This window comes from Phenylobacterium sp. (assembly GCF_046463815.1).
Classification (GTDB): domain Bacteria; phylum Pseudomonadota; class Alphaproteobacteria; order Caulobacterales; family Caulobacteraceae; genus Phenylobacterium.
This window is the reverse complement of sequence record NZ_JBKBRO010000023.1, coordinates 1-12,966: the sequence shown is the minus strand read 5'-3', so window position 1 is coordinate 12,966 and position 12,966 is coordinate 1. Positions and strand designations below refer to the sequence as shown.

Below are 12,966 nucleotides of genomic sequence, written 5' to 3'. Positions count from 1 at the left end.
GCGTCAGGACGAGGCGAACGGATAGGGCGAGATCGACTTGGTGAAATCGTCGACAGTCAGCGTCCGGCTGATGGGCTCGGCGGCCCTTTGTGGGCAGGCCGGACGCTCGCAGATCCGGCACGCCGGGCCGATGGCCGTGGGCATGGGCTCTTTCAGGTCTAGCCCCCGGGAATAGACCAGGCGCTCGGCGTACTTCAGCTCGCAGCCCATGCCGATGGCGAGTTCGGAGTCCTCGCCGGCGTAGGGCGTGGCGATCCGCGAGACGGTGCGCGAGAGGGTGAAGTAGCGCTGGCCGTCCGGCGTCTCGACGATCTGGGTGACGATGCGGCCCGGCGTGCGGAAGCTGGAATGGATGTTCCAGCGCGGACACGCGCCGCCGAAGCGCGAGAACGGAAAGGCGCCGCCGGCGAAGCGCTTGGAGATGTTCCCCGCCGAGTCGACCCGGACCATGAAGAACGGCACGCCCCGCTGGCCGGGCCGGGCCAGCGTGGTCAGCCGGTGGCAGGCCTGTTCGAACGAGACGCCGAAGCGGGCCCGGACCAGCTCGATGTCATAGGCCGTGCGCTCGGCCGCCTCGTGGAAGGCGCTGTACGGCATGAGCTGGGCGGCGGCCAGGTAGTTGGCCAGGCTGACTTTCAGGAGCGACCGCGTCGGGCGGTCGGGCGGCGCGGCGCGGTCGGCCAGGGCGTTCAGCAGTTCGCCGCGCTCCAGGATGGCGAGCTGGTAGGCCAGCGAGAACGAGCGCCCCGCCCCGGTCAGCACCTCGGACAGGAACAGACGCTTCCTGTGATAGTCGAACCGCCGGACGCTTTCGGGCAGCACGTCGACGGGCACCACGCGGACCTGGACGTTGTGCCGCCTAAGCAGGCGCTCGCGGGCGGCGGCGGCGAAGTCCTGCGGCTCGGGCCGCAGCTCGGCGACCAGGGCGTCGGCGGCCTCCTCCAGCTCGCCGAAATAGTTCTTCTGGGCCTGGATGTAGTCGCGCACCCAGTCCGAGGGCGTGACCACCGAGTTCTCGAAATCGCCCTCCTCGGGCCGGCCCATGGCGCCCAGCTCGGTGAGTCGGCGCTGGTCGAGATAGGCCCGGTAGAGACGGACGATGGCCTCCGACACGCCGGGGGCGCTCTCGGCGACCTCGTTCACCTCGTGGCGCGCGACCCCCAGGTCGCGGAACATCTGGTCCGAGAACACCTCGGCGAGCCCCGTGGCGCTGGCCGACTCCTGGTCCGAGGAGAGGGTCTTGAGGTCCAGGTCGTAGGCTTCGGCCAGCCTGAGCAGCACCTGGGCCGTCACCGGCCGCTGGTTGCGCTCCAGCAGGTTCAGGTAGCTGGGGGAGACGCCCAGGTCCTCGGCCATCCGGGTCTGGGTCAGGCCCAGGTCGCGGCGCAGGCGCTTCATGCGCGCGCCGAGGAACAGCTTCCGGTCGGTAGGGGCCAGGGCCATGGCTGTGCGGTTGTCACACTTTTACAAGATTTACAAGGTTTGACTGTGACAACGCGGCCTTTTGCCTCCACCGGGGCGCTTCACCTCTAGGAATTTAAAGCGTTATTGGCGCCCGACCGCTGTCAAAGGCTGACAGCTTGCACCGGTAAATTGCGGAAGAGGCACATGGCGTACCAAGACCACATCATCGAGATGGGCCAGCTCATCAAGGGCAAGGGCGGCGCGTGGGACGGGATCGACCCCGAGGCCGTGGCCCGCATGCGCCTGCAGAACCGGTTCAAGACCGGCCTGGAGATCGCCAAGTACACCGCCGGCATCATGCGCGCCGACATGGCCGCCTACGACGCCGACCCGGCCAACTACACCCAGTCGCTGGGCTGCTGGCACGGCTTCGTGGCCCAGCAGAAGCTGATCGCCATCAAGCGCCACTTCGGCACCACCAGGCGCCGCTACATCTACCTGTCGGGCTGGATGATCGCGGCTCTGCGCTCCGAATTCGGCCCGCTGCCGGACCAGTCGATGCACGAGAAGACCTCGGTGCCGGCGCTCATCGAGGAAATCTACACCTTCCTGAAGCAGGCCGACGCCCGCGAGCTGGGCGGCCTGTTCCGCGACCTCGACGCGGCCCGCAAGGCCGGCGACGCGGCCAAGGAGCAGCAGGTCCTGGACAAGATCGACAACTTCGAGACCCACGTCGTTCCGATCATCGCCGACATCGACGCGGGATTCGGCAACGCCGAGGCGACCTACCTGCTGGCCAAGAAGATGATCGAGGCCGGCGCTTGCGCCATCCAGATCGAGAACCAGGTCTCGGACGAGAAGCAGTGCGGCCACCAGGACGGCAAGGTGACCGTCCCGCATGAGGACTTCATCCAGAAGCTCCGCGCCGTCCGATACGCCTTCCTGGAACTGGGCGTCGACAACGGCGTCATTGTCGCGCGCACCGACTCGCTCGGCGCGGGCCTGACCAAGCAGATCGCCTTCTCGAAGGAGCCGGGCGACCTGGGCGACAAGTACAACAGCTTCCTGGACTGCGAGGAGATCGATCCGAGCCAGGTCGGCAACGGCGACGTGGTGATCACCCGCAACGGCAAGCTGCTGCGTCCGAAGCGCCTGCCGTCCAACCTCTTCCAGTTCCGCGAAGGCACGGGCGAGGACCGCTGCGTCCTCGACTGCATCACCTCGCTGCAGAACGGCGCCGATCTCCTGTGGATCGAGACCGAGAAGCCGCACGTCGGCCAGATCGCCGGCATGGTGGACCGCGTCCGCGAGGTCTTCCCGAACGCCAAGCTCGCCTACAACAACAGCCCGTCGTTCAACTGGACGCTGAAGTTCCGCGAGCAGGTGTTCGAGGACTGGGCGAAGGAAGGCAAGGACGTCTCGGCCTACGACAAGGCCAAGCTGATGAGCGCCGAGTACGACGCGACGCCGCTGGGCGTCGAGGCGGACGTGCGCATCCGCAGCTTCCAGGCCGACGGCGCGAAGCGGGCGGGCATCTTCCACCACCTGATCACCCTGCCGACCTACCACACGGTCGCGCTGTCCACCGACAACCTGGCCAAGGAGTACTTCGGCGAGCAGGGGATGCTGGGCTACGTCCTGGGCGTCCAGCGCGAGGAGATCCGCAAGGGCGTGCCGTGCGTGAAGCACCAGAACATGTCGGGTTCGGACATCGGCGACGACCACAAGGAGTACTTCGCGGGCGAAGCGGCCCTGAAGGCCGGCGGCGTCCACAACACGATGAACCAGTTCGCCTAACCTCTCAGGAGGCGCCCGGCCGCGAGGCCGGGCCGCCCAAGCGGCCATCGGAGTGACCATGATGACGAAGGAAAGGTTCTGGGTCGTCGGCGGCGAGTACAGCTGCCTGGCCTTCAAGTCGCTGAAGACCGGCGCGCCCGAGGTGCTGGGCCCGTACGACACCCGCGAGGAGGCCAAGGCGGCCTGGCGGCGCAAGTCGGACGAGACCCGCGCCTGCGCCACCGCCAGGTACGCGATCGCCACAGAGCATCTCGTCCTGCCGGCCTGACGTCGTTAAGTATCTCGCGGCTCCCCGCCCCTCTCCGAGGGCCCGGGCGGGGAGCCGTCTTTTCAGCGCGGCCGCGACGCGGCCCGCGCACGCGGCCCTCGATCTCGGAGCGTCCCCCATGTCCCTCGACCTCGCCACCCGGCCGACCGTTCAGCTCACCCGCGCCCTGGAGGGCCGCGACGCCGAGGTGCTGACGCCCGAGGCCCTGGCGTTCCTGGCCGAGCTGCACAAGCGCTTCAACGACCGCAGGCTCGAACTGCTGGCGCTGCGCGAGGAGCGCCAGACCCGCTTCGACGCCGGCGCCAAGCCCGACTTCCTGGCCGAGACCAAGGCCATCCGCGACGGCGACTGGAAGGTCGCCCCGATCCCCGGCGACCTCCTGGACCGCCGCGTCGAGATCACCGGCCCCGTCGACCGCAAGATGATCATCAACGCCCTGAACTCGGGCGCGCGGGTGTTCATGGCCGACTTCGAGGACGCCAGCGCGCCGACCTGGCGCAACATGATCGACGGCCAGATCAACCTGATGGACCGCTGGGCCAACAGGATCGGCTTCACCGATCCCTCCACCGGCAAGAGCTACGCCCTGAAGGACAAGGTCGCGACCCTGATCGTCCGCCCGCGCGGCTGGCACCTGCCGGAAGCCCATGCCCTGGTGGACGGCGAGGAGATGAGCGGCGCGCTCTTCGACTTCGGCCTCTACTTCTTCCACTGCGCCAAGGCGTCGATGGCGGCGGGCTCGGGTCCCTACTTCTACCTGCCCAAGATGGAGAGCCACCTGGAGGCGCGCCTCTGGAACGAGGTCTTCGTCTTCGCCCAGAAGGAACTCGCCATCCCCAACGGCACGATCAAGGCCACGGTGCTGATCGAGACCCTGCCGGCCGCCTTCGAGATGGACGAGATCATCTACGAGCTGCGCGAGCACATGGCGGGCCTGAACTGCGGCCGCTGGGACTACATCTTCTCGTTCATCAAGCGCCTGAAGGCCCAGCCCGACGCCCTGACCCCCGACCGGGCGGTGATGACCATGGGCAAGGCCTTCCTGCAGGCCTATTCGTTCAAGCTGATCCAGACCTGCCACCGCCGGGGCGCCTTCGCCATGGGCGGCATGGCGGCACAGATCCCGGTCAAGGGCGACGCCGCCGCCAACGAGGCCGCCTTCGCCAAGGTCCGGGCCGACAAGGAGCGCGAGGCGACCAACGGCCACGACGGCACCTGGGTGGCTCACCCCGACCTCGTGCCCGTCGCCATGGAGGTCTTCGACCGGCTGATGCCGACGCCGAACCAGCTCGGCAAGCTGCGCGAGGACATCACCGTCACGCGCGAGGACATGCTGCAGGTCCACGACGGCGAGCGCACCGAGGCCGGCCTGCGCGAGAACATCCGCGTCGGCGTCCAGTACATCGAGGCCTGGCTGCGCGGCCGCGGCGCCGTGCCGCTCTACAACCTGATGGAGGACGCGGCGACCGCCGAGATCAGCCGCACCCAGATCTGGCAGTGGGTGCACCACAAGGCCAAGCTGGCCGACGGCCGCGAGGTGACGCCCGAGCTGTTCCGTCAGGTGCTGGACGAGGAGATGGCGGCGCTTCGCCAGACCCTGCCGGCCGGCTCCTTCGAGAACGGCCGCTTCGCCGAGGCGACGAAGATCTTCGTCGACATGTGCCTGGCCGACACGCTGGAGGAGTTCCTCACGCTGCCGGCGTACCGGGTGCTGGACTGACCATGCGCCGGGGCAGCAGCAGCGCCCCGGCCGCGACGATGAGGGCGGCGCCGATCACCACGGAGCCGCCCGGCGTGTCGCCGAACGCCAGGTAGCCGATCAGGGCCGAGCCCAGCAGCTCCAGGTAGCTGAGCGGCGCCAGCGTCGAGGCCTCCGCCCGGCGGAAGGCCAGCACCGACAGGACATGGGCGAACACACCGCACGAGCCCATGGCCGCGAACAGCCACAGATCCGAGATGCGCGGCGTGGTCCAGTTGAGCGCCGCCTGGGGCGCCAGCAGCACCAGCCCCATCAGGTACTGGAAGGCCAGCGTCTGGAAGGGCGAGGCGGCCTCGGCGATCCGGCGCGTCGTCACCTGAAAGCAGGCGTAGGCCACCCCCGAGCCGAAGGCGAGGATCAGGCCGGGCTCGATCGGACCGGCGCCGGGCTGCAGGATCACCATCGCCCCCGCCAGACCCAGCGCCAGGCTGAGCCCCTTGGCGATCGTCATCCGCTCCTTCAGCACCACGACCGACAGCAGGGCGGCCACCACCGGCCCGATGAAGTAGGCGCTGACCGCCGTCGCCAGCGGGATGCGGGAGATGGCGACGAAATACATCGTGGCCGCCGCCAGCAGGAAGACCAGCCTGAGCAGGTGCAGCCACTTCTGCGTCCGGGGCAGCAGGGCGGGCCCGTGCAGGCGCACGGCGATGGGCGTGACGATCAGGGACGAGGCCGCGAAGCTGACCCAGCCGATCATCAGCGGCGAATAGGTCGCCGACAGGTGCTTCGCCAGCCCGTCCACCGACGGGATGATGAGCATGGCGAGCGCCATCAGCAGGACGCCCTGGGCCCGTGGATTCAGGGCCCTCGGGTCAGGCGCCGAGACCAACTGGAGCCCCCGGTCCTTCGTCGACCCTACTGCTTCTGCACCCAGCCGCCGCCGTTGGGCTTGTAGAACTCGCCGGGTTTCAGCTTGCTCTGCACGACCGTGGTGAAGGCCGACGCGCCGGCGGCCTCCACCGAGACGCCGTTCTTGGCGGCCGCCTCGCGGTAGAGCTTGGCGCGGCCTTCGTTGATCTCATCGACGGCGGCCTTCAGCGCGGTGTCGGCGGTGGGCTTCACGTAGCCCAGGAAGCCGTCGGACTGCTCGCCCACGATCCCTTGCGCCTTGGCGGCGTCGACCAGGGCCTTGGCGTTGGCGGCCTGGGCCATCGCGGGTTGGCTGACGGCCAGCGCCGCCAGGACCGCGGCGCCCACGTTGAAGAAGTCAGAACGCATGGGCATGCCTCGCTAGAAGAGGTTCGGGTTCTGCTGGATCAAGGCCTTCACGTCCTCGTCCAGCCGCAGCCGGACGTCGGCGTCCAGCTTGGCGTAGATGTTGATCGGGGCCACCTCGACGCGGACGGTCGGGGTGCAGGCGCCCAGGGCCAGGAGCGCAAGCGCGCCAAATCCGGCCAGGGTCGTCTTTCGGAGCTGCATGCGGTCGGGTCTCCGTGTCTCGCGGCGGGAATGACAGGTCACGGCTGAACGGGGCCTGAACTGCGAAGCCGCTGGTATTCGGCGTAGTCCGCCAAGAGATCGTCCAGGTTCAGCGTCGTGTCGAGGGTGAGATTGACGCCAGTGTTCGAGGGCAGGGGCAGCTTGCGGCCCAGGAACTTGCGTTGGATGAGGTCCATGAGGCTCAGCCGGATCTCCTGCTTCTTCGGCGGATCGTGCCGGCCCCTGATGTGGAACAGCACGCCCAGGCGGCCGTCCGATCGGCTGTTGATCGTGGCGTCCAGCTCGTCGAAGGCCAGGTTCTCCATGGCCTGGTAGGCGAAGTCGGCGAAGGTGTCCGACTGGATCTCGGCTACCGGCTTGCCGCCCAGTTCGGCCGTGCCGCTGGGGGCCTGCAGGGTGGTGAGCGCCTCGCGCCGGATCGACAGGCGCCCGGGCTGGATGGCCTTCAGGTCCCCGCCCGTCACGCGCACCCGGTTCGCCGTGGATTCGAAGGGGATGCGGCCGCTCACCCTGGCGTTCAGCTCGACCTTGTCGCCGAACGGGGAGGCCTCGACGATGTCGTGGAGTTGCACGCCCTCGAAGCGCAGGACGCCGCGCACCGTCGCCGTCCGGTCGAAGGGCAGCTCCAGGCTCTCGATGCGCACCTTGCCCTCGCCCACGTCGGCCACGCCGCCCGAAAGCTGCAGCGCCTCGTCCTTCAGGCCGAAGGTGGCGGTGACGTTGGTCAGGATGGCGGCGGCCTCCACACGCTCGGCGCGCAGTTCCTGGCCCGGGGCGGCGACGAGCGGCGCCAGGCTGGTCAGCACCACCTTGCCGGAAAGGCCCGTGACGCGGCCCGCCGGGCTCAGGAAATCGAGGCGCGGGATGGTGAGCTCGCCGGCGCTGATTCCGGCGTCCGGGTTCCAGGCGAAGCCGCCGGTGAAGCGGGCCTGCCCCGTGGCCGGGGAGCCGATGGCGGCGGCGAGCGGCGAGATCTGCAGGGGCTGCAGGCCGCCCTCGGCGAAGGCCAGCATCCCGGTGTCGAGGTCGACGCCGCCCTGGCCGCTCGCGGCGTCGTGGCGCAGGGCCGCCGCCATCACGTGGACGCCATCCGGCAGGCGGAAATCGAGGCCGGCGGTCCACAGTGCGCCCGCCAGCCGCGCCTGGCCGGTCATCGCCAGCGGGTGGAAGCGGGCTTCGGGGGCGGTGTCCAGCACCCGGGCGGCGGCGATGTCCGCCTGGCCGGAAAGCCGCCCGTTCCGCCCGCCGAAGGTCGCCTTGCCGCTCGCCTCCGTGATCCGGGCCTGAAGGAAGGGCGCGGAGGCGCTCACCGCCTCGGCCCGGCCCGCGATCCGCCAGCCGCCGGAGCCGAATCGCAAGAGCGGCTCGCCCGCCGGGCAGAGCCGGCCGGAGAGCTCTTCGATATCGTTCTCGCCGAACTCCAGCTTCGCCGCCGAGAGGTCGACGCAGCGGCTGGCGGCGAAGATCGCCCCGCCGTTCGCGATCCGCAGCCGCCCGGCGCCCGATACGGCCCCCTGCTCCACGGGCCCCAGGGACGTGCGGACGCTGAAGGCCAGCGCCGCCGAGGCCCCGCCGCCGGCCAGGATCACGTCGCGCGCCGTGACCTCGGCCCGGGGCAGCCCGCCGCCCGAGGAGGTCAGCCGCCAGGCCCCGCCCGGCAGGCTCGCCAGCCGCACCTCGCCGCCCGCGTCGGGCCGCAGCACGATCGGCTGCGACAGGCTCGCGGCCGGGGCCGCGTCGGGCGCGAGCGCCAGCCGGACGCCGGGCGCGGCGACGCGGAAACCGCGGGCCGCCCGCTTCACCGCGACCATGTCGCCCGCGTCCTCGACGGTCGGCGGACCGAGGCCCTCCCAGCCGCCGTGCCCCAGGGCGCTGCCGGCCAGCGTCAGGCGCAGGCCCGACCGGTCGACCGCGAGCGGGCCGGCCAGCGCCGTCGTGACCTTCTGCAAGGTCAGGTCTGCGGCCTGGGCGCGGTCCAGCGAGCCAGTCAGGCGCAGCGCGGCGGTGACGCGGTCCCCGCCCTTGCGGCTCCAGCGGAGGTCGTCGCTGGTCACGGCGGCGCGGACCTGCCGGACCTGGGCGCCGCCGAGATCGCCCGACCCGGCGCGCACGTCCGCCGCCAGCTTCCCGCTCACCACGAGGTCCGGAATCCAGCCGGCCGTCCGTCCGACGAAGCCGGCCTGGGCTTCAACGTCCTCCAGCGCCCGCTCGCCCGCCGAGGCCTGTGCGCCGGTGAGGCGGACGTGGACCGTCAGCGCGCCGTCGCCGCGCTGCTTCATCAGGTCCGGATAGGGCGCCTCGGCCGTGACCTGCAGGCGGCCGGACCGCAGGGAAAGATTCCCCGCACTGGCCACCGTCACCGGCGCGTTCAGGCGCACGCCCGCCCGCCCGCCGCGTGTGCGGACGCTGACCGTCGAGCGGCCCAGGTCGGCGGCGAAGCCCCGGCCCCGCAGCCGCGCCGGATCGGCCCCGGCCGTCAGCGCGATGAGCCTGTTATCCTGGACCAGCGCGTCGGCCCGCACCCGCAGGGGCCCGTAGTCGCTGGCCAGCAGCAGGGTCCCGTCGTCGACCGCGATCCGGGGCTTGGCGGCGTCGGGGCGGGGCGGCCGGCGGCGGAACTCCTCCACCAGGGGATCGAGCGAACCCACGCTGAAGCGTCCGCCCTTCAGGCTGGCCCGCACCACGGGCTCGCGCAGGGTGACCGAGACCACCTCGAAACCCAGGCCCTTCAGGCGGTAGCGGACCTCGGCCCGGCTTACGGTGAAGTCCGGGCGGGCCGGGTCGCCGATCCGCAGGCGCGCGGCGAAGGTCGAGGGGCCGATCCCGTAGACCTCGGCCTCGGACGCGATCCCCTTGGAGCGCAGCCAGCCGGTCAGCGCCTCGCGCGCCAGGGTCCGCCGGTTCAGATAGAGCAGGACCGCCAGGACCACCAGCGCCACCGCGGCCAGCGCCAGGATCAGGCGCAGGGGACGGGTTCTGGCGGCGGCGTCGGTCAAGGGCAGGCTCGGCTATGCAGTGCAAGACCCTGCATAACGCATTTCGTCGTTTCGGAGGCATCCGCCCCCCTTCCGTCATCCCCGGGCTGGTCCCGGGGACCCAGACGCACCGGGCTCTCAGGACTGCCTTGCGGCCTCACCCGCGCTTCCGGGTGGCCGGGACAAGCCCGGCCATGACGGCCGGGGCCCTCAGCCCGCGATCGCCTCGCGCGGCAGGCTCGCCAGGGCCACGCCGCCGTCCACGGGGATGGTCGCGCCGACCACATAGTCGCCGGCCCGCGAGGCCAGGAAGATGGCGCAGGCCGCCATGTCGTCGTCCTTGCCGATACGGCCCAGCGGCACCCGCTTGGCGATCTGGTCGCCGTGGTCGCGGGCGGCGCGGTTCATCTCGGACGCGAAGGGGCCGGGCGCGATGGCGGTCACCACGATGCGGTCCTTGACCAGCCGGGCGGCCATGCGCCGGGTCAGGTAGATCAGGGCCGACTTCGAGGCGTGGTAGGAATAGGTCTCAAGCGGATTGAGGGCGATGCCGTCGATCGAGGCGATGTTGATCACCTTGGCCGGCGCCTCATCGCTGGCCGCCGCCTTCAGCGCGCCGTGAAGCTGCTGGGTCAGGAAGAAGGGCGACTTCAGGTTCAGGTTCATCACCTTGTCCCAGCCGCTCTCCGGGAACTCGTCGAAATCGGCGCCCCAGGCGGCGCCGGCGTTGTTCACGAGGATATCGAGCTTCGGCTCCCGGGCCTGGAACGCGGCGGCCAGGGCCTTCACGCCTTCAACGGTGGAAACGTCCTGCGGCAGGGGGATGCAGTTGGGCCCCAGCTCGGCCGCCGTCGCCTCGCAGGCGTCCGCCTTGCGCGACGAGATGTAGACCTTGGCGCCCTGGTCGATGAAGCCGCGGGCGATCATCTTGCCGATGCCGCGCGAGCCGCCGGTGACGAGGGCCACGCGCCCTTCCAGCGAGAACAGGTTCGAAGCCATCCGATCCTCCCGTTTCCTCTGCGGCGCCGATTGACTTGGAGCCGCCTCGCGGGGCCTATAACACGCGTTTGAATTTCCGGGCCGCGAGAATTTGAGAAAGCGGTCGGCCAGCCAATTTCGAGGGACGCTCCGATGACCGAGATCAATTCGGTGACCACGCTCACCCGCGACGGCGAGATCGCCATCGTCACCCTGAACTCCCCGCCGGTGAACGCCCTGTCGGCCAACGTCCGCGACGGCCTCTACGAGGGCTTCAAGCAGGCCATCGACAGCGACGCCAAGGCCATCGTCCTGATCTGCGACGGCCGCACGTTCATCGCCGGCGCCGACATCACCGAGTTCGGCGGGGCCATGAAGGGCGCGAGCCTGCCCGACGTCCAGGCGATGATGGAGAACTCGCCCAAGCCGGTGGTCGCCGCGATCCACGGCACGGCGCTCGGCGGCGGCCTGGAAGTGGCGCTGTGCGCCCACTACCGCGTGGCGGTCCCCTCGGCCCGCCTCGGCCTGCCGGAAGTCAATCTGGGCCTCCTGCCCGGCGCCGGCGGCACCCAGCGCCTGCCCCGCATCGCCGGCGTCGAGAAGGCGCTCGAGATGATGACCTCGGGCCGCCACGCGCCGGCCAGCGAGGCGCTCGCCATGGGCCTGGTCGATGAGCTGGTCGAGGAAGGCAAGCTGAAGGAGGGCGCCGTCGCCTTCGCCCGCAAGCTGGTGGCCGAGAACCGGCCGCTGGTGAAGGTCCGCGACAACAACACGAAGCTGGAAGCCGCCAAGGGCCACCCGGAGATCTTCGCCGACTTCCGCAAGGCCAACGCGCGCAAGTTCCGCGGCTTCCTGGCGCCCGAGTACAACATCCGCTGCGTCGAGGCGGCGGTGAACTCGGCCTCCTTCGAGGAAGGCCTGGCCGTCGAGCGCAAGCTGTTCATGGAGCTGATGACCGGCTCGCAGTCGGCCGCCCAGCGCTACTACTTCTTCGCCGAGCGCCAGGCCCAGAAGATCCCCGACGTGCCGGACGACACCCCCGTGCGGCCGATCCGGAAGGTGGGCGTGCTGGGCGCCGGCACCATGGGCGGCGGCATCTCGATGAACTTCGCCAACGCCGGCATCCCGGTGGTGATCGTCGAGGTGAAGCAGGAGGCGCTGGACCGTGGCCTCGCGACGATCCGCAAGAACTACGAGCGCTCGCGCGGCGCCAAGCCGGAAGAGACCGAGAAGCGGATGAGCCTGCTGTCGGGCTCGCTCGACATGAACGCCTTCGCCGACTGCGACCTCGTGATCGAGGCCGTGTTCGAGCGCATGGACATCAAGAAGGACGTGTTCACCAAGCTGGACGCGATCTGCAAGCCGGGCGCGATCCTGGCCACCAACACCTCGGCGCTGAACATCGACGAGATCGCCTCGGTGACGAAGCGGCCGCAGGACGTGATCGGCCTGCACTTCTTCTCGCCGGCCAACGTCATGAAGCTGCTTGAAGTGGTCCGCGCCGACCACACGGCCAAGGACGTGATCGCCACCTCGATGAAGCTCGCCAAGCAGATCGGCAAGATCGCCGTCCTGGCGGGCGTCTGCCCCGGCTTCATCGGCAACCGCATCCTGGCCCAGCGCCAGCGCGAGGCGAACAAGCTCGTGATGGAAGGCGCCATGCCCTGGGACGTGGACCGCGTGCTCTACGACTTCGGCTTCCCGATGGGTCCCTTCGCGATGAGCGACCTGGCCGGCCTCGACATCGGCTGGGTGAAGGAGAAGTCCAATGGCGAGACCCTGCGCGACGTGCTCTGCGAGATGGACCGCCGGGGCCAGAAGACGGGCGCGGGCTTCTACGACTACGACGAGAACCGCACCGCCAAGCCCTCGCCGGTGACCGAGAAGATCATCCAGGACTTCCGCGCCAGGAAGGGCGTCAACGCCCGCACCATCTCCGACGAGGAGATCCTGGAGCGCTGCGTCTATCCGATGATCAACGAGGGCGCGAAGATCCTCGAGGAGGGCAAGGCCATCCGCCCGTCGGACATCGACGTGGTCTGGGTCAACGGCTACGGCTGGCCGGTCTATCGCGGCGGCCCGATGTTCTACGGCGACCTCGTCGGCCCGGCGAAGGTGCTCGCCAAGATGCAGGAGTTCCAGGCCGCCATGGGCGACGACTTCAAGCCGGCCGCCCTGCTCGAGAAGCTGGTCGCCGAGGGCAAGAAGTTCTCCGACCTCAAGGCCTGATCCAAAGCGCGGCGGGACGGCCTGGGCCGTCCCGCCGTCCTTCCATCCTCCCCAACACGCAACGTCAGGATCTTTCGATGCGCGAAGCCGTCATCGTCGCCGCCAAGCGGACG

The 12,966-nt window shown here is 70.0% G+C and carries 10 protein-coding genes; 4 read left to right on the top strand and 6 right to left on the bottom strand.

What is annotated here, in order from left to right:
- Nucleotides 1–3: 3 nt before the first annotated feature.
- On the bottom strand, nt 4–1,443 hold the full coding sequence (locus ACK4TT_RS15065) for a short-chain fatty acyl-CoA regulator family protein (protein ID WP_410213329.1): 1,440 nt from the start codon (nt 1,441–1,443) through the stop codon (nt 4–6).
- A gap of 165 nt (nt 1,444–1,608) precedes the next feature.
- On the opposite strand from ACK4TT_RS15065, the gene ACK4TT_RS15060 reads away from it, so the two are divergent.
- The 3 genes from ACK4TT_RS15060 to aceB all read left to right on the top strand — a co-directional run bounded on the left by ACK4TT_RS15060 (nt 1,609) and on the right by aceB (nt 5,189).
- Complete coding sequence (locus ACK4TT_RS15060) at nt 1,609–3,201, top strand: isocitrate lyase (RefSeq protein WP_409634629.1); 1,593 nt, start codon at nt 1,609–1,611, stop codon at nt 3,199–3,201.
- 61 nt (nt 3,202–3,262) lie between these two features.
- Entirely contained in the window at nt 3,263–3,469 is a 207-nt protein-coding gene (locus ACK4TT_RS15055) for a DUF4170 domain-containing protein (RefSeq protein ID WP_409634632.1), read from the top strand.
- A 118-nt stretch (nt 3,470–3,587) separates the two neighbouring features.
- Complete coding sequence (aceB, locus tag ACK4TT_RS15050) at nt 3,588–5,189, top strand: malate synthase A (protein WP_409634634.1); 1,602 nt, start codon at nt 3,588–3,590, stop codon at nt 5,187–5,189.
- Here the strand turns inward: aceB and ACK4TT_RS15045 are convergent.
- From ACK4TT_RS15045 to ACK4TT_RS15025, 5 genes are all read right to left on the bottom strand, one after another.
- Complete coding sequence (locus ACK4TT_RS15045; RefSeq protein WP_409634637.1) at nt 5,158–6,003, bottom strand: DMT family transporter; 846 nt, start codon at nt 6,001–6,003, stop codon at nt 5,158–5,160. The genes aceB and ACK4TT_RS15045 overlap by 32 nt on opposite strands.
- Nucleotides 6,004–6,086: 83 nt before the next feature.
- A complete protein-coding gene (locus tag ACK4TT_RS15040) occupies nt 6,087–6,449 on the bottom strand; it encodes a YdbL family protein (RefSeq protein WP_409634640.1) in 363 nt (120 codons plus the stop codon).
- Between the two features lie 12 nt (nt 6,450–6,461).
- Nucleotides 6,462–6,650 (bottom strand): YnbE family lipoprotein, encoded by a 189-nt coding sequence (locus tag ACK4TT_RS15035; RefSeq protein WP_409634643.1) that lies wholly within the window; start codon nt 6,648–6,650, stop codon nt 6,462–6,464.
- A 38-nt stretch (nt 6,651–6,688) separates the two neighbouring features.
- Nucleotides 6,689–9,667, bottom strand: coding sequence for a YdbH domain-containing protein (locus ACK4TT_RS15030; protein WP_409634646.1), 2,979 nt, complete (start codon nt 9,665–9,667; stop codon nt 6,689–6,691).
- 189 nt (nt 9,668–9,856) lie between these two features.
- On the bottom strand, nt 9,857–10,645 hold the full coding sequence (locus tag ACK4TT_RS15025; RefSeq protein WP_409634649.1) for an SDR family oxidoreductase: 789 nt from the start codon (nt 10,643–10,645) through the stop codon (nt 9,857–9,859).
- Nucleotides 10,646–10,777: 132 nt separating this feature from the next.
- Between ACK4TT_RS15025 and ACK4TT_RS15020 the strand changes: the two genes are divergently transcribed.
- Nucleotides 10,778–12,853 (top strand): 3-hydroxyacyl-CoA dehydrogenase NAD-binding domain-containing protein, encoded by a 2,076-nt coding sequence (locus ACK4TT_RS15020; protein ID WP_409634652.1) that lies wholly within the window; start codon nt 10,778–10,780, stop codon nt 12,851–12,853.
- Nucleotides 12,854–12,966: the final 113 nt, after the last annotated feature.

Excerpts from the sequence above, each read along its gene's own strand:
- ACK4TT_RS15065 (WP_410213329.1), bottom strand. The coding sequence starts at position 1,443 with ATGGCCCTGGCCCCTACCGACCGGAAGCTGTTCCTCGGCGCGCGCATG.
- ACK4TT_RS15060 (WP_409634629.1), top strand. The coding sequence starts at position 1,609 with ATGGCGTACCAAGACCACATCATCGAGATGGGCCAGCTCATCAAGGGC.
- ACK4TT_RS15055 (WP_409634632.1), top strand. The coding sequence starts at position 3,263 with ATGACGAAGGAAAGGTTCTGGGTCGTCGGCGGCGAGTACAGCTGCCTG.
- aceB (WP_409634634.1), top strand. The coding sequence starts at position 3,588 with ATGTCCCTCGACCTCGCCACCCGGCCGACCGTTCAGCTCACCCGCGCC.
- ACK4TT_RS15045 (WP_409634637.1), bottom strand. The coding sequence starts at position 6,003 with ATGGCGCTCGCCATGCTCATCATCCCGTCGGTGGACGGGCTGGCGAAG.
- ACK4TT_RS15040 (WP_409634640.1), bottom strand. The coding sequence starts at position 6,449 with ATGCGTTCTGACTTCTTCAACGTGGGCGCCGCGGTCCTGGCGGCGCTG.
- ACK4TT_RS15035 (WP_409634643.1), bottom strand. The coding sequence starts at position 6,650 with ATGCAGCTCCGAAAGACGACCCTGGCCGGATTTGGCGCGCTTGCGCTC.
- ACK4TT_RS15025 (WP_409634649.1), bottom strand. The coding sequence starts at position 10,645 with ATGGCTTCGAACCTGTTCTCGCTGGAAGGGCGCGTGGCCCTCGTCACC.
- ACK4TT_RS15020 (WP_409634652.1), top strand. The coding sequence starts at position 10,778 with ATGACCGAGATCAATTCGGTGACCACGCTCACCCGCGACGGCGAGATC.